This window comes from Mycobacterium asiaticum DSM 44297 (assembly GCF_000613245.1).
In the GTDB taxonomy this organism is placed as follows: domain Bacteria; phylum Actinomycetota; class Actinomycetes; order Mycobacteriales; family Mycobacteriaceae; genus Mycobacterium; species Mycobacterium asiaticum.
In genome coordinates, this window is the sequence record NZ_HG964936.1 from 1514516 (window position 1) to 1530834 (window position 16319).

Genomic DNA, 16319 nt, shown 5'->3' on the forward strand with positions numbered 1-16319 from the left:
CCGCCGAGAGTTGGTGTTTCGGCAGCTATGGCTCGTCTTCGTCCTCGTCGCTTTCGCAAAGCAGCTTTTCGGGGTGGTGGAATTTGTTGGTCCGGGGCTGGCCATGGTCCAGGTGGGCGGGCGGAAGCCATTCGGTGTCGCCGTGTTTGGTGGTGCGGGTAAGCCAACCTTTCTCGGCAATGGGGTGATGGCCGGTGCAGGCGAACGTGAGATCGTTGACGTCGGTGATGCCGGACTTGGCGTAGGGCGTCACATGGTGCACGTCGCAGTTGTAGCCCTTGGTCGAGCACCCGGGAAAGGTGCAGCCGCGGTGCTTCGCGTGCATGACGAGTCGTTGTGCGGCGTTCGCGAGGCGCTTGGTGTGGTACAGCGCCAAAGCCTTTCCGTCGTCGAAGATCGCCAGATAGTGGCGCGCGTGGCCGGCCAGCCGGATCACATCGGACATCGGCAGGATGGTGCCCCCACCGGTGAGACCACGTCCGGCAGCGGCTTCGAGTTCCTTGAGGGTGGTAGTGACCACAATGGACGTCGGTAAACCGTTGTGCTGCCCCAACTTCCCCGACATCAGCAACGCCCGCAGGCCTACCAGTAGCGCATCGTGGAAGCGCTGGGCCTTGGATCGCAGGTCGTGCCGCGCCGCTTCGTCGGTGGGCTTCTCGTCGACGACGGGAGTCTCGTCCTCGGGATTACACATGCCCGGTGCGCCAAGTTTTGCCTCGACGGCCTCTACTGTTGCCCGCAGTTCGGGGCTGATGTAGCCGCTGATGCGTGACATGCCATCGGATTCCTGCTTGCCCAAAGTTATGCCGCGCTTGCGGGCGCGGTCGTCGTCGCTGAAGTTGCCATCGGGGTTGAGGTAATCGGCCAACTCGTCGGCCAGCCCGCGCAGATCATCGGGGCGGCGGTCGATCGCGAGCTTGGCCAGTTGCCTCTCGGCTTCTTCCCGTGTCCAAACGTGTACCGATGCGGGTAGATCGCGGAAAAAATCGCGGATCACCCGCACGTGCCCTTCGCCGATCTTCCCTTCGCGTTGGGCGGCGGCCGTGGCCGGCAGCAGTGGCGGCAGTGGCTCGCCCGTCAGCGCCCTGCGTTCACCCAGGTCCTGCGCTTCGGCGATACGGCGGCTGGCCTCGTTCGGGGTGACGTGCAACAAATCGGCTAGCGCTTTGCCCAGTGGGCCACCGAGTTCCTCCGGGCAGGCCTGCGCGCCGAGTTGATTGATCAGTGTGTGCTGCGGTGCCCGCAGCCGGCGCGCCATACGTTCTATGCGCTGCAACGTCCGCTGCCGCTCCGGAGTGACGAATATGTCGAAAGTCAACTCGCACAGTCGATCCAAGCCCTTGTCGAGCAGATCCAGCACCTCGCTGATCTCCTCACGAGTGCTGGAAGCCATGCCTGAATTCTACGAACGACCACTGACACAAATGCTGGCTCAGCGGTTGAGAACAAGCGGCACAGACTATTTCGCTGAGAGCAAAGTTCGACTAGTGGCAACCCGGCTGACGATCCGGATGACCGCCATGGTGATCGTGATGAGGACCATGGTGATCGTGCCCTTCATCCGGCGAGCCACCCATCATCCGCAGCATCGGCATGCCGCCGCTGGTGAAGAACCGCGCGACCAGCACCCCGGCAATCACCAGGAAGACGATGTTCAGCCAGGTGGTGTAGTTCCACGAGATGCCGGCCGACATCACCATCGCATTGCGTTCGCTCGGAATGAGATTGGCGGTGCCGAAGATCAATTCGACCAAATAGCCGGCGGCGACCATCGACACATAGAAGGTGGCCAACAATGTCAGCATCATTCTGGTGCCGTAGTACTTCCGGTAGATGTTGAGGATCGGCAGGATCAGCAGGTCCGCAAAGATGAATGCGATCACCCCGCCGAAGCTGATGCCGCCATTCCACAGCACCGCGGCCAGCGGCACATTGCCGATCGAGCAGACGAACGACAAGATCGCGACAAGCGGTCCGACGATCGGTCCCCACACCACCGACCACGTCGGGTGACTGGTCAAAAAGAAGTCCCGCCAGAAGGTTTCGGGGACCCAGGCCGCTATGGCGCCCGCGATGAACAAACCCAGGATCAGATCCCGCAGGATCGCCAGCCACTCCATCACGAACACATGTGACACCGACGTCAGGCCCGGGCCGGAAAACAGCCGCCGCAGGAAAGACCCGCCACCCTGGATGGACATGTCCATCGCCGCATGGCCTTCCATGGATCCGGCCAGGCCCTTCTCTGCCTGCTCCCGGGCGGCGTCGATCAGCCGCGTGCGTACGAAGAACCGGAACAACAGCGCCAGCACGATAATCATCAACGGCCCGCCGACGAACTCCGCCGCGGTGAACTGCCAGCCCATCAGCAGAGCCAGGATGATGCCCAACTCGACGACTAGGTTGGTGGAGCCGATCTCGAAAGCCATCGCGGCGGTGAAATTGGCGCCCTTGCGGAACAACGACCGAGCCAACGCCACCGCGGCATACGAGCACGAGGACGACGCGGCGCCGAGGCCGGCCGCGACGGCCAAAGTGCGGGGGCGGTCGTCTCCCATCAGCGACACGATCGTCGAACGCCGCACCACGGCCTGCACCACCGCGGACAGCGCGAAGCCCAGGATCAGCGCCCACAGGATCTCCCACGTCATCGAGCCGGTGAGGGCCAATGCATGACCGAGGGCTCCCAGCACTTTGTCCGCCATCCGTCCTCCTCCGTCATATATACCCCCAGGGGGTACCTGACATTGTGGCCCGCCGGGCTGTCGCCGTCAAGCTCTGCGTACCCGCCGATTTATCGTCCTGCCAGCGGTGACCCGGCAGCGATAGGCTGTAGCAAACCACGTGCGCCCGGATCGTCGGCTGGTGAAATGGAAATTGAGCCCGACACACCGGTGTTATCACCGCTGTCACAGGCGTAACACCAGGCACACTGGTCACAACAATTGATGCCAGGAGGGTATGGCCGTGTACCGAGTCTTTGAAGCGCTGGACGAATTGAGCGCCATCGTCGAAGAAGCCCGTGGCGTACCGATGACGGCGGGCTGCGTCGTGCCCCGCGGTGACGTGCTGGAACTGATCGACGACATCAAGGACGCCATCCCCGGCGAACTCGACGACGCTCAGGACGTTCTGGATGCCCGCGACTCGATGCTGCATGACGCAAAGGCGCACGCCGACTCCATGGTGTCCGCGGCTACCACCGAGTCGGAGTCGATGGTCAACCACGCCCGCGCTGAGGCCGACCGCCTGCTCTCCGACGCCAAGGCACAGGCCGACCGGATGGTGAGCGAGGCGCGCCAGCACAGCGAGCGGATGGTTGCCGAGGCGCGTGAGGAAGCCATGCGCATCGCGGCCTCGGCCAAGCGCGAGTACGAGGCCAGCGTCAGCCGGGCCAAGACTGAATGCGACCGGCTGATCGAAAACGGCAACCTGTCCTACGAGAAAGCCGTGCAAGAGGGCATCAAGGAGCAGCAGCGACTGGTGTCGCAGAACGAGGTCGTGCAGGCCGCCCACGCCGAATCCACCCGCCTCATCGACACCGCCCACGCCGAGGCCGACCGGTTGCGCGGCGAATGCGACATCTACGTCGACAACAAGCTCGCCGAGTTCGAAGAATTCCTCAACGGCACCCTGCGCTCCGTCGGCCGCGGCCGCCACCAGCTGCGCACGGCGGCCGGTACGCACGACTACGTCACTCGCTGACCGAGCGGCCCCGGACGGGGCGAAAACCGATGGGCCCGCGGCGGGCGCCGTAGGATTCCGGTATGGCCAAGCACCACAGCCAAACGGCACAGCGACCCGTGCGGACGCCACTGACCATCGACATTGCCAAGCTCGGTCGACGCCCGGGTGCCATGTTCAGGGTCCAAGACACAGTGGATAGTCCGACGCGCATTGGCGTCGAGCTGATCGCGATTCCGAAAGGCGCACCGCTGGACCTGGACCTACGGGTGGAGTCGGTGTCCGAGGGAGTACTGGTCACCGGGGATGTCGCCGCAGCCACCGCGGGTGAGTGCTCACGCTGCCTGTCGCCTATTCAGGGACGGGTCCAGGTTGAGCTGACCGAGCTGTTCGCGTATCCGGACAGTGCTACCGAAGCGACCACCGAGGAGGACGAGGTGGGACACGTCGTCGACCAAATGGTCAACCTGGAGCAGCCGATCATTGACGCCGTGGGTCTGGAACTGCCCTTTTCACCGGTGTGCTCGCCCGATTGCCCGGGACTGTGCCCACAGTGTGGGGTTTCCCTGGCCGCCGACCCGGAGCACCACCACGAGCAGATCGACCCGCGGTGGGCCAAACTGGCCGGGATGTTCGATGACGACGACGGCGGTGAGCGGTGACGCGGTCACGGCACACGCTGCTGGACGCGCTCGGTGTCGAGCTGCCCGACGACCTGCTCTCACTGGCGCTGACGCACCGCAGCTACGCCTACGAGAACGGTGGGCTACCGACCAACGAGCGGCTGGAGTTCCTCGGCGACGCCGTGCTGGGGCTGACCGTCACCGACGCGCTCTATCATCGCCACCCCGAGCGGTCCGAGGGTGACCTGGCCAAACTTCGGGCGAGTGTCGTCAACACCCAGGCGCTGGCCGATGTCGCGCGCAATTTGACCGACGAGGGCCTGGGCGTGCACATCTTGCTGGGCCGCGGCGAGGCCAATACCGGCGGCGCCGACAAATCCAGCATCCTCGCCGACGGCATGGAGTCCCTGCTGGGCGCGATTTACCTGCAACACGGCATCGACGTGGCGCGCGAGGTCATCCTGCGGCTGTTCGGCCCGTTGCTGGACGCCGCCCCGACGCTCGGTGCCGGCCTGGATTGGAAGACCAGCTTGCAGGAACTCACCGCGTCCCGGGCGCTGGGCGCGCCGTCTTACTCGGTCACCTCCACGGGCCCCGACCACGACAAGGAGTTCACCGCCGTCGTCGTCGTGATGGACGCCGAATACGGGTCGGGCGTAGGGCGCTCCAAGAAGGAAGCCGAGCAGAAGGCGGCGTCGGCGGCCTATAAGGCGCTGGAAGCCATGGAAGTGCTCGACAGCGCGGGGAAATCCTCCGTCTAGTGCCTGAACTGCCCGAAGTCGAGGTGGTGCGTCGCGGCCTCGAGACCCATGTGCTGGGCAAGACGATCACCGCCGTCCGCGTCCATCACCCGCGCGCGGTGCGCCGCCACGAAGCTGGGCCCGCCGACCTCACCGCTCGGCTGCTCGACGCTCGCATCACCGGCACTGACCGGCGCGGCAAGTATCTGTGGCTGATTCTGGACAAGGCCACCGACCCCGACGCCGCGCTGGTGGTGCACCTCGGCATGAGCGGGCAGATGTTGCTGGGGACGGTGCCACGCGCGGACCACGTCCGGATCTCCGCCCTGCTCGACGACGGGACCGTGCTGAGCTTCGCCGACCAGCGGACCTTCGGCGGGTGGCTGCTCGCCGACCTGGTGACCGTAGACGGCAGCGTGGTGCCGACACCGGTCGCGCACCTGGCGCGCGACCCGCTGGACCCCCGATTCGACGCCGACGCGGTGGTCGAGGTGTTGCGGCGCAAGCATTCCGAGATCAAGCGACAGCTGCTGGACCAGCAAGTGGTGTCGGGCATCGGCAACATCTACGCCGACGAGGCGCTGTGGCGGGCCGAAGTCAACGGCGCCCGCATTGCTGCCAACCTGTCACGCCGCCAACTGGGGTCGGTGCTCGCTGCTGCCGCCGAGGTGATGCGTGAGGCGCTGGGGAAGGGCGGCACGTCCTTCGATTCGCTGTACGTCAACGTCAACGGCGAGTCGGGCTACTTCGACCGATCGCTGGATGCCTACGGTCGCGAAGGCCAGCCTTGCCGGCGCTGCGGAGCGGTGATTCGTCGGGAGAAGTTCATGAACCGCTCGTCGTTTTACTGCCCGAAATGCCAACCGCGACCGCGCCGGTAAGGATCCGCGCCGGGTCTGCGTTGAGTTCAGCGAACTGACTGCGTTGTAGAAAGGGAGCCATGACTGATCTGTGGGTCGAACGCACTGGCACGCGCCGGTACACCGGACACAGCTCACGCGGCGCGCAAGTACTTGTCGGCAGCGAGGACGTCGAGGGCGTTTTCACCCCCGGCGAGCTGATGAAGATCGCGCTGGCCGCCTGCAGCGGGATGTCCAGCGACCAGCCGCTGGCTCGCCGCCTCGGTGACGATTACCGTGCGACGATCAGGGTCTCCGGTGCCGCCGACCGGGAAAAGGAGATCTACCCGCGGCTCGACGAGAAGCTGGAACTGGACCTGTCCGGGCTGTCCAACGACGAGAAGGCGCGCCTGCTCGTGGTCGTCAACCGCGCCATCGACGCGGTCTGCACAGTCGGTCGCACCCTGAAATCCGGCACCACGGTGAACTTCGAGGTAAACGATGTCGGCTCCTGACGTGCGGCTGACCGCCTGGGTCCACGGCCACGTCCAGGGCGTCGGTTTCCGCTGGTGGACACGCTGCCGGGCGCTGGAACAGGGCCTGACCGGCTATGCAGCCAACCAGGCCGACGGCCGTGTGCTGGTGGTGGCGAACGGTCCACGCGAGGCAGGTGAACGGCTGCTGGAATTGCTTCGGGGGGACAGCACCCCGGGACGGGTGGACAAGGTGGTCGCCGACTGGTCGGAACCCACCGAGCAGTTCACCGGATTCGTCGAACGGTAGCCACTCGTGGTGCATTTGGGGTCAGAGCGACTCGATTGACCAGCGGTGTGCAAGGGGTCTCGAACACCGCTCGTGACACGCCCCGAGCGGGCGGAGGCGGACGCTCGCACCGGTAATCTGGCCCCTCGTGTACCTCAAGAGTCTGACGCTGAAGGGATTCAAGTCCTTCGCCGCGCCGACGACTCTGCGCTTCGAACCGGGCATCACTGCCGTTGTCGGGCCCAACGGTTCCGGCAAATCCAACGTCGTCGACGCCCTGGCCTGGGTGATGGGGGAGCAGGGGGCAAAGACCCTGCGCGGCGGCAAGATGGAAGACGTCATCTTCGCCGGCACCTCCTCGCGCGCGCCCCTGGGCCGCGCTGAGGTCACCGTCACCATCGACAACTCCGACAACGCGTTGCCGATTGAGTACTCCGAGGTGTCGATCACCCGCCGGATGTTCCGCGACGGAGCCAGCGAATACGAGATCAATGGCAGCAGTTGCCGGTTGATGGACGTTCAGGAGCTGTTGAGCGACTCGGGCATCGGCCGCGAGATGCACGTGATCGTGGGCCAGGGCAAGCTCGACGAGATCCTGCAGTCCCGGCCCGAGGACCGGCGCGCGTTCATCGAAGAGGCGGCCGGGGTGCTCAAGCACCGCAAGCGCAAGGAAAAGGCGCTGCGCAAACTTGACGCCATGGCCGCGAACCTGGCCCGCCTCAACGACCTGACCACCGAGCTACGCCGACAACTCAAACCGCTGGGCCGCCAGGCCGAAGTGGCCCGCCGCGCTCAAACTATCCAGGCCGATCTGCGCGACGCCCGCCTGCGCCTCGCCGCCGACGACCTGGTCAACCGTCGCTCGGAGCGTCAGGCGATCTTCGATGCTGAGACAACCATGCGCCGCGAGCACGACGAAGCGGTCGCCAGGCTGGCGGTGGCGTCCCAGGAGCTGGCATCCCACGAGGAAGCCCTGGCGGTCCTGTCGCAACGCGCGGAATCGATACAACAGACCTGGTTCCGGTTGTCCGCGCTGGCCGAACGGGTCAGCGCCACCGTCCGCATCGCCAGCGAACGCGCGCAACACCTCGACGTCGAGCCAGCGCGCACCAGCGACACCGACCCCGACGCACTGGAAGCCGAGGCCGAGGAGGTGGCCCAAGCCGAGCAGGAGTTGCTGGCCGAACTGGCCGAGGCCCGCGCCCGACTGGATGCCGCGCGCGCCGAACTCGCCGAGCGGGAGCGCCGCGCCGTCGAGGCCGAGAAGGCGCACCTGGCGGCGGTGCGCGCCGAAGCTGACCGGCGCGAGGGCCTGGCCCGGCTGGCGGGGCAGGTCGAGACAATGCGGGCCCGGGTGGAATCGACCGACGAAAGCGTCGCGCGGTTGTCCGAGCGGATCGAACACGCGGCCACGCGGGCCCAGCAGACCCGAGCGGAATTCGAGAGCGTGCAGGGCCGCGTCGGCGAACTGGATCAGGGTGAGGTGGGCCTCGACGAGCAGCACGAGCGGACGGTCAGCGCGCTCCGGCTGACCGACGAACGCGTCTCGGAGCTGCAAACCGCCGAACGCACCGCGGAACGCCAGGTCGCGTCGCTACGAGCCCGCATCGAGGCGCTGTCGATGAGCCTTGAGCGCAAGGACGGGGCCGCTTGGCTAGCGCGAAATCATTCTGGCGCAGGGCTTTTCGGTTCCGTGGCGGAACTGGTCAAGGTGCGCCCAGGGTATGAGGCGGCGCTGGCCGCGGTGCTGGGTTCGGCGGCCGATGCCCTGGCGGTCGATGGCCCCGGCGCCGCGCACACCGCCGTGGCCGCCCTCAAGCAGGCCGACGGTGGCCGTGCCGCCCTGGTGCTCACCGACTGGCCCGCCCCCGCCGACGCCGCCCGGACCGCGGAGCTGCCCGACGGGGCCGCCTGGGCGCTGGACCTGATCGACTCGCCGCCGCGACTGCGGGGCGCGATGGCGGCGATGCTGGCGGACGTCGCGGTGGTAGGCGATCTGAGCCAAGCGCTGGAACTGGTGGCGCGGCATCCTCGACTGCGGGCGGTCACGCTCGACGGTGATCTGGTCGGCGCCGGGCGGGTGAACGGTGGATCCGACCGCAAGGTCTCCACTTTGGAGGTCGCCTCCGAGATCGAGAAGGCTCGCGGCGAACTGGCCGCCGCCGAGGCCCAGGTGGCTCAACTGAGCGCGGCGCTGTCCGGCGCATTGACCGAGCAGAACGCTCGTCAGGACGCGGCCGAGCAGGCCCTGGCCGCCCTCAACGAATCTGACACCGCCATCTCGGCGATGTACGAACAGCTCGGGCGCCTGGGGCAAGAGGCTCGTGCGGCCGAGGACGAGTGGAGCCGGCTGCTGCAGCAGCGCGAGGAACTGGAAGCCGGACGGGCGCGCACCCTCGAAGAGGTCGTCGAGCTGGAAACCCGGCTGCGCAACGCTCAGGAGACCGAGCATGTGCAGGCCGCCGAGCCCAACCTGGTCGAGGCCCGGCAGGAAATCGCCGCTGCCGCCGAGGGCGCGCGCAGTGCCGAGGTCGAGGCCCGGCTGACGGTACGCACCGCCGAGGAGCGCGCCAACGCCGTGCGCGGCCGGGCGGACTCGCTGCGTCGCGCGGCGGCGGCCGAGCGGGAGGCGCGAGTGCGGGCCGAGCAGGCGCACGCCGCCCGGCTACGGGCGGCCGCGGTGGCCGCCGCAGTGGCCGAGTCTGGCCGGCTGCTGGCCAGCCGGTTGAACCGGGTGGTGGAAGCGGCCTCGCGCCTGCGCGACCAACTCGCCGCCGAACGGCAACACCGTACGGCGGCCATGACCGCGGTGCGCGAGGAAGTGAACACGCTGAGCGCGCGGGTGGCCGCCCTCACCGATTCGCTGCATCGCGACGAGGTGGCAAACGCCCAGGCCGCGCTGCGGATCGAGCAGCTCGAGCAGATGGTGCTCGAGCAGTTCGGCATGGCGCCGACCGACCTGATCGCCGAATACGGCCCCGACGTCGCGTTGCCGCCCACCGACCTGGAGATGGCCGAGTTCGAGCAGGCCCGCGAACGGGGTGAGCAGGTGGTGGCGCCCGCTCCGATGCCGTTCGACCGGACCACCCAGGAGCGGCGCGCCAAACGCGCCGAACGCGAGCTCGCCGAACTCGGCCGGGTCAACCCGCTGGCCCTGGAGGAGTTTGCTGCGCTGGAGGAGCGATACAACTTCCTGTCCACCCAGCTCGAAGACGTCAAAGGCGCCCGCAAGGACCTGCTGGATGTCGTCGCCGAGGTGGACGCCCGCATCCTGCAGGTATTCAGCGAAGCGTTCGTGGACGTCGAGCGCGAATTCCAGACAGTGTTCACCGCGCTGTTCCCTGGCGGGGAAGGCCGGCTGAGGCTGACTCAGCCCGACGACATGCTCGCCACGGGCATCGAGGTCGAGGCCCGTCCACCCGGCAAGAAGGTCACCAGGTTGTCGTTGCTCTCAGGGGGCGAGAAGGCCTTGACGGCGGTGGCCATGCTGGTGGCGATCTTCCGGGCTCGTCCGTCGCCGTTCTACATCATGGATGAGGTGGAGGCCGCCCTGGACGACGTCAACCTGCGTCGCCTGATCGGCCTCTTCGAGATGCTGCGCGACCAGTCGCAGCTGATCATCATCACCCACCAGAAGCCCACGATGGAGGTCGCCGACGCGCTCTACGGGGTGACCATGCAGGGTGATGGGATCACCGCGGTCATTTCGCAGCGCATCCGCGGCCAGCAGCTGGATCAGCTGGTCTCCAGCTCCAATTAGTTCGCTTAGTTCGCTCCGGGTTTCACCCGAGATGCATTGGGAAGGGATAGTCAGCGTGTCCGAAGGTTTGTGGATTGCCATCGCGGTCGCCGCCGCCCTGATCATCATCACGGCGTTGGTCATCGGCCTCGTGCGCTACCGCAAGCGCCGGATCAGGCTGGCGCCGACGCCCAAGCCGGACGCGATCGACCGGTCGGGCGGGTACACAGCTTCCTCGGGAATCACTTTCAGCAAGTCACCGACCGCCGAACCGGTGGTCGACACCAGCGGACTGCCCGCCGTCGGCGACGACGCCACCATTCCGCGCGATGCTCCCAAGCGCACCATCTCTGAGGTCCACCTGCCCGACCCGGAGCTGGAAACGGTCCCGGAGACCGAGCCCGAGATCGAGGTCGAGCCGGAGCTTGAGATCGAGGTCGAGCCGGTACCGGAGATCGAGGCCGAGCCGGCACCAGAGGCGCCGCAGATCGAAGCCATCGAACCGACCGAAGGGCGGCTGGAACGGCTGCGCGGGCGGCTCGCACGGTCGCAGAACGCGCTGGGCCGCAGCATGCTGGGCCTGATCGGGGGCGGCGATCTCGACGAGGACTCCTGGCAGGACGTGGAGGACACGTTGCTGGTCGCCGACCTGGGTCCGGTGGTCACCGAGTCGGTGGTGTCGCAGCTGCGTAGCCGACTGGCCAGCGGCAACGTCCGGAACGAGGCCGATGCCCGGGCGGTACTGCGCGAGGTGCTGATCCGCGAGCTGCAACCCGCCATGGACCGCTCGATCCGCGCGCTGCCGCACGCGGACCACCCGTCGGTGCTGCTCGTCGTCGGCGTCAACGGGACCGGAAAGACCACCACCGTCGGCAAGCTGGCCCGGGTGCTGGTGGCCGACGGGCGCCGCGTGGTGCTGGGCGCCGCCGACACGTTCCGGGCCGCCGCGGCGGACCAGCTGCAGACCTGGGCGTCGCGGGTGGGCGCGGAAGTGGTGCGGGGCGCCGAGGGCGCCGACCCGGCGTCGGTGGCCTTCGACGCCGTGGACAAGGGCATCCAGTCCGGCGCCGACGTCGTCGTCATCGACACCGCGGGCCGGTTGCACACCAAGGTCGGGCTGATGGACGAACTGGGCAAGGTCAAGCGGGTCGTGACCCGCCGGGCAGCTGTTGATGAGGTGCTGTTGGTTCTCGATGCGACGATCGGGCAGAACGGGCTAGCTCAGGCGAAGGTGTTCGCCGAGGTCGTCGACATCACCGGCGCGGTGCTGACCAAGCTGGACGGAACGGCCAAGGGCGGCATCGTATTCCGGGTTCAGCAGGAACTCGGCGTGCCGGTGAAGCTGGTCGGGCTGGGTGAAGGAGCCGACGACCTGGCGCCGTTTGAGCCGGCAGCATTCGTCGACGCCCTGCTCGGCTGATCGGGGACGGTGGCGACCCGCCGCGCCCGGCGACGCCGCGCTTGCGATCACCACGAGCAGCTATTACACAGCAACTTTTACGTTAATCCTGCCGAAACATCGCTGCCCCATTCGCGCAACAACTTATGCGCATGGTTCTGGATCAGGTCGCCAGTCATTTATCTGGGGCCCTCCCAACGCTGACTGGAGGTGATAGCGAGTGAGTTTCCCACTGATGGGCCATCCCGATACCGGCGACACGGCCTGGATGCTGGCGAGTTCCGCGCTCGTCCTGTTGATGACGCCGGGCCTGGCGTTTTTCTACGGCGGCATGGTGCGTGCCAAGAGTGTCCTGAACATGATCATGATGAGCATCAGTTCGATGGGCGTCATAACGGTGCTTTGGGTGCTGTACGGCTACTCGATGGCATTCGGCAATGACACCGGAAATGTTGTCGGCAACCCGACCCAGTTCTGGGGACTGAAAGGACTCATCGGTGGCAATTACGTCGCCGCCGATCCGAGCAAGACCCCGCCTGTGGCCGAGACAACTATCCCGCTGGTAGGCACCTTGCCGGCCACGGTGTTTGTGGCCTTCCAGCTCATGTTCGCGATCATCACCGTGGCCCTGATCTCGGGTGCGGTAGCGGACCGGATGAAGTTCAGTGCCTGGTTGATCTTCTCCGGGCTGTGGGCGACACTCGTCTACTTCCCCGTCGCGCACTGGGTGTTCGCGTTCGACGGCAGCGTCGCCGAGTCGGGCGGGTGGATCGCAAACAAGCTGAAAGCGATTGACTTTGCGGGCGGCACGGCGGTCCACATCAACGCCGGTGTGGCGGGCTTGGTGCTGGCTATCGTCCTGGGCAGGCGCAAAGGCTGGCCGACGACGCTCTTCCGGCCGCACAACCTGCCGTTCGTGATGCTCGGCGCCGGCCTGCTGTGGTTCGGTTGGTACGGGTTCAACGCCGGTTCGGCCACCAGCTCCAACGGTGCCGCCGGTACGACGTTCGTCACCACGACGATCGCCACGGCGGCCGCCATGCTCGCCTGGCTGCTCACCGAGCGCATCCGCGACGGCAAGGCCACCACCCTGGGTGCGGCCTCGGGCATCGTCGCTGGACTGGTCGCCATCACGCCGTCCTGTTCTTCGGTCAACGTGGTCGGCGCGCTGGCGATTGGTGCGGTGGCCGGCGTGCTGTGCGCGTTGGCGGTTGGGCTGAAGTTCAAGCTCAAGTTCGACGACTCGCTCGACGTGGTCGGCGTCCACCTGGTCGGTGGATTGGCCGGCACCCTGATGGTCGGCCTGGTCGCCACGCCACAGGCACCGGCGGCCGTTACGGGGCTGTTCTACGGTGGCGGTTGGGGCCAGCTGGGCAAACAGGCCATCGGAGCGTTCGCGGTGTTGACCTACTCCGCTATTGGCACCTTGATCATTGCCCTTATCCTGAAGTACACCATCGGACTGCGTCTCGGGGCTGAGCAGGAGGCCGCGGGCGTCGACGAGTCGGAGCACGCCGAGAGCGGCTACGACTTTGCGGTCGCCAGCGGTTCGGTGCTTCCTAGGGCCAGCCTGCCGGAAAGCAGCCTCAACGGCCTGGAAGACCGGGAGCGAGTGGGCGAGAAAGTGGAGGCGGAATAGATATGAAGCTGATTACCGCGATCGTTAAGCCGTTCACCCTCGACGACGTCAAGACCAGCCTTGAGGACGCAGGCGTCCTGGGCATGACGGTCAGCGAAATCCAGGGGTACGGCCGGCAGAAGGGTCACACCGAGGTTTACCGGGGTGCTGAGTACTCCGTGGACTTCGTGCCGAAGGTGCGGATCGAGGTCGTGGTCGACGATTCCATTGTCGACAAGGTCGTGGACAGCATCGTCCGAGCGGCACGGACCGGCAAGATCGGCGACGGCAAGGTATGGGTCAGCCCGGTCGACACCATCGTGCGGGTGCGCACCGGAGAGCGCGGACCCGACGCGTTATGACAATGGTTCGGCATTGCTGAACCGAGCCGGATGGGCCCCCCGGGTGTGAACCCGCACCCGGCGGACCCGTCCGAACTGGGAGGAGCAACGGAAAGCGCCTGTGCCGCAGTCGATTTGGCTGCCGCCAGGCGCGATCTGTTGTCTGACGGGCATCGCGACATGGCACCGGCCGAGTTGCGTCAGGCATGCCTGGAGTTGCACGAGACCTGGTTGGTCGCCAAGGCCGGACAGATCGGGATCACCGAGGACAGCGGGTTCGCGATCGTCGGTGTCGGTGGTCTCGGGCGCCGCGAATTCCTGCCCTACTCTGACCTGGACCTGGTGCTACTGCACGACGGCAAGCCTGCCGACGAGCTGGGGCCCGTCGCGGACAAACTGTGGTATCCGTTGTGGGACGCCAACATTCGGCTTGACCACAGTGTGCGCACGGTCGGTGAGGCGCTGGCCACCGCCGGCTCGGATCTGACCGCCGCGCTGGGAATGCTGGAAGCGCGGCACATCGCCGGCGAACAGCGGCTCTCGGCCGAGCTGATCGACGGCGTCCGGCGGCAATGGCGCAGCGGAATCCGTTCTCGCATGGACGAACTCGTAGAGATGACGCATGCCCGGTGGCTGCGGCTGGGTCGGATCGCCCATCGCGCCGAACCCGACCTGAAGTCGGGCCGTGGCGGTCTGCGCGATGTCCAGCTACTCAACGCGCTGGCGCTGGCGCAGCTGATCGACCGGCACGGCATGGCGCGAGCCGACTCAGCGGTCGGTTCGCTCGACGACGCGTACCTGACGTTGCTCGATGTGCGGACCGAGCTGCACCGGGTGTCTGGGCGGGGCCGCGACCAGCTGCTGGCCCAGTTCGCCGACGAGATCAGCGAGGCGCTGGGCGTCGGCGACCGCTTTGACCTGGCCCGAATGTTGTCCAGCGCGGGCCGCACCATCAGCTTCCACGCGGTCACCGGTCTGCGCACGGCCGCCAACGCGTTGCCCCGGCGCGGCATCTCGGCGCTGGTGCGGCGGCCCAAGCGGCGCCCGCTGGACGAGGGCGTCGTCGAATACGCCGGCGAGATCGTGCTGGCCCGCGAGGCGCAGCCGCAGCACGATCCCGGCCTGGTGCTGCGGGTCGCCGCGGCGGCGGCCGACACCGGCGTGCCCATCGGCGCGGCGACCCTGAGCCGGCTGGCCGACAACGTGCCCCCGCTGCCGACGCCGTGGCCGCGCGAGGCACTGGACGACCTGTTGGTGGTGCTGCTGGCCGGCCCGACCGCGGTGCCGACCATCGAGGCGCTGGACCGCACCGGCTTGTGGGGCCAGCTGCTGCCCGAATGGGACGCGATCCGGGACCTGCCGCCGCGCGACGTGTCGCACAAGTGGACGGTGGACCGCCACGTGGTGGAGTGCGCCGTGCACGCCGCGCCGCTGACCACCAACGTGGCCCGACCGGATCTGCTCGCGCTGGGGGCGTTGCTGCACGACATCGGTAAGGGGCGGGGAGCCGACCACAGCGTGCTGGGAGCCGAACTAGTGGTTCCGATCGGTGAGCGATTGGGGCTGGCACCCGCTGACATCGACACGCTGTCCAAGATGGTTCGCCACCATCTGCTGCTGCCGATCACGGCGACCCGCAGCGACCTCAACGACCCAGCCACCATCGAGGCCGTGTCGGAAGCGCTCGGCGGGGACCCGCAGCTGCTGGAGCTGATGCACGCCCTTTCGGAGGCCGATTCGAAGGCCACCGGTCCGGGTGTGTGGAGCGACTGGAAGGCGTCCCTGGTCGACGACCTGGTGCGGCGTTGCCGCATGGCGATGGCGGGTGAGGAGCCGCCGCAAGCGGAACCGACTGCGCCGCATTACCTTTCGTTGGCGGCGCGGCAGGGCGTGCACGTCGAGATCAACCCGGGCGCCGGCGAGCGCCTGCATGCCGTGATGGTGGCGCCCGACGAACGCGGGTTGGTGTCGAAGGCCGCCGCCGTGTTGGCGTTGAACTCACTGCGGGTCCATTCGGCTTCGGTCAACATCCATGAGGGCGTCGCGATCACTGAGTTCGTGGTGTCGCCGCTGTTCGGTTCGCCACCGGCGGCCGATTTGCTGCGTCAATCGTTCGTGGGCGCGCTGCGCGGTGACGTCGACGTATTGGGCGCGTTGGAGAAGCGGGACAGCGACGCCGCCAGCGAAGCGACCGCCCGAGCCGGAGAGGTGCAGGTGGGCGTGCCGGTCACCCGTTCGACCGCGCCGCCGCGGATCCTGTGGCTGGACACCGACACCCCGGGACAGCTGATCCTGGAAGTGCGCGCCATGGACCGCACGGGACTGCTAGCGCTGCTGGCCCGCGCGCTTGAGCGCGCCGAGACCGACATCGTCTGGGCCAAGGTAAACACCTTCGGGTCGACGGCCGCCGACGTCTTCTGCGTGACGGTGCCGACGGACACCGACGCCCGGTCCGCGGTGGAGAAGAACCTGTTGGCCGTGCTGGGTGCGCCGGCGGTGGTCATGGTCGACGAGCCCGTCGGTGACTAGTGGCGATCGCTAGCGCGGCGCAGCCGGGCGCAGCGGGTCGCCACC

Annotated in this window: 13 protein-coding genes; 11 read left to right on the top strand and 2 right to left on the bottom strand. The window is 67.3% G+C overall.

Features of this window, described 5'->3' with window-relative positions:
* Nucleotides 1-25: 25 nt before the first annotated feature.
* On the bottom strand, nucleotides 26-1393 hold the full coding sequence (locus BN972_RS07325) for an HNH endonuclease signature motif containing protein (protein WP_036354561.1): 1368 nt from the start codon (nucleotides 1391-1393) through the stop codon (nucleotides 26-28).
* Between the two features lie 91 nt (nucleotides 1394-1484).
* Complete coding sequence (locus BN972_RS07330; RefSeq protein ID WP_036354563.1) at nucleotides 1485-2705, bottom strand: permease; 1221 nt, start codon at nucleotides 2703-2705, stop codon at nucleotides 1485-1487.
* Nucleotides 2706-2967: 262 nt separating this feature from the next.
* On the opposite strand from BN972_RS07330, the gene sepIVA reads away from it, so the two are divergent.
* The 11 genes from sepIVA to BN972_RS07385 all read left to right on the top strand — a co-directional run bounded on the left by sepIVA (nucleotide 2968) and on the right by BN972_RS07385 (nucleotide 16274).
* Nucleotides 2968-3705: a cell division protein SepIVA gene (sepIVA, locus tag BN972_RS07335; protein ID WP_036356859.1), complete on the top strand. Its 738-nt coding sequence runs from the start codon at nucleotides 2968-2970 to the stop codon at nucleotides 3703-3705.
* Between the two features lie 62 nt (nucleotides 3706-3767).
* A complete protein-coding gene (locus tag BN972_RS07340; RefSeq protein ID WP_051545110.1) occupies nucleotides 3768-4346 on the top strand; it encodes a YceD family protein in 579 nt (192 codons plus the stop codon).
* Nucleotides 4343-5068 carry a ribonuclease III gene (rnc, locus tag BN972_RS07345; RefSeq protein ID WP_036354565.1) on the top strand — a complete coding sequence of 242 codons (726 nt, stop codon included), beginning with the start codon at nucleotides 4343-4345 and terminating at the stop codon, nucleotides 5066-5068. Before BN972_RS07340 ends, rnc begins: the two co-directional genes overlap by 4 nt.
* Nucleotides 5068-5928 carry a DNA-formamidopyrimidine glycosylase gene (gene mutM / locus BN972_RS07350; protein ID WP_036354568.1) on the top strand — a complete coding sequence of 287 codons (861 nt, stop codon included), beginning with the start codon at nucleotides 5068-5070 and terminating at the stop codon, nucleotides 5926-5928. The genes rnc and mutM overlap by 1 nt, the downstream gene beginning before the upstream one ends.
* Before the next feature lie 59 nt (nucleotides 5929-5987).
* Nucleotides 5988-6401 carry an OsmC family protein gene (locus tag BN972_RS07355; RefSeq protein ID WP_036354571.1) on the top strand — a complete coding sequence of 138 codons (414 nt, stop codon included), beginning with the start codon at nucleotides 5988-5990 and terminating at the stop codon, nucleotides 6399-6401.
* Nucleotides 6388-6669: an acylphosphatase gene (locus BN972_RS07360; RefSeq protein WP_036354573.1), complete on the top strand. Its 282-nt coding sequence runs from the start codon at nucleotides 6388-6390 to the stop codon at nucleotides 6667-6669. Before BN972_RS07355 ends, BN972_RS07360 begins: the two co-directional genes overlap by 14 nt.
* A gap of 127 nt (nucleotides 6670-6796) precedes the next feature.
* The gene (smc, locus tag BN972_RS07365; protein ID WP_036354575.1) at nucleotides 6797-10408 is read left to right on the top strand and encodes a chromosome segregation protein SMC; all 3612 of its coding nucleotides are present in this window, start codon (nucleotides 6797-6799) and stop codon (nucleotides 10406-10408) included.
* 55 nt (nucleotides 10409-10463) lie between these two features.
* Entirely contained in the window at nucleotides 10464-11807 is a 1344-nt protein-coding gene (gene ftsY / locus BN972_RS07370) for a signal recognition particle-docking protein FtsY (protein WP_036356865.1), read from the top strand.
* Between the two features lie 214 nt (nucleotides 11808-12021).
* Nucleotides 12022-13425, top strand: coding sequence for an ammonium transporter (locus BN972_RS07375; protein WP_036354577.1), 1404 nt, complete (start codon nucleotides 12022-12024; stop codon nucleotides 13423-13425).
* A gap of 2 nt (nucleotides 13426-13427) precedes the next feature.
* A complete protein-coding gene (gene glnB / locus BN972_RS07380) occupies nucleotides 13428-13766 on the top strand; it encodes a nitrogen regulatory protein P-II (RefSeq protein ID WP_036354580.1) in 339 nt (112 codons plus the stop codon).
* Between the two features lie 30 nt (nucleotides 13767-13796).
* Nucleotides 13797-16274, top strand: a complete 2478-nt coding sequence (locus tag BN972_RS07385) for a [protein-PII] uridylyltransferase (RefSeq protein ID WP_080696727.1) — start codon at nucleotides 13797-13799, stop codon at nucleotides 16272-16274.
* Nucleotides 16275-16319 lie beyond the last annotated feature (45 nt).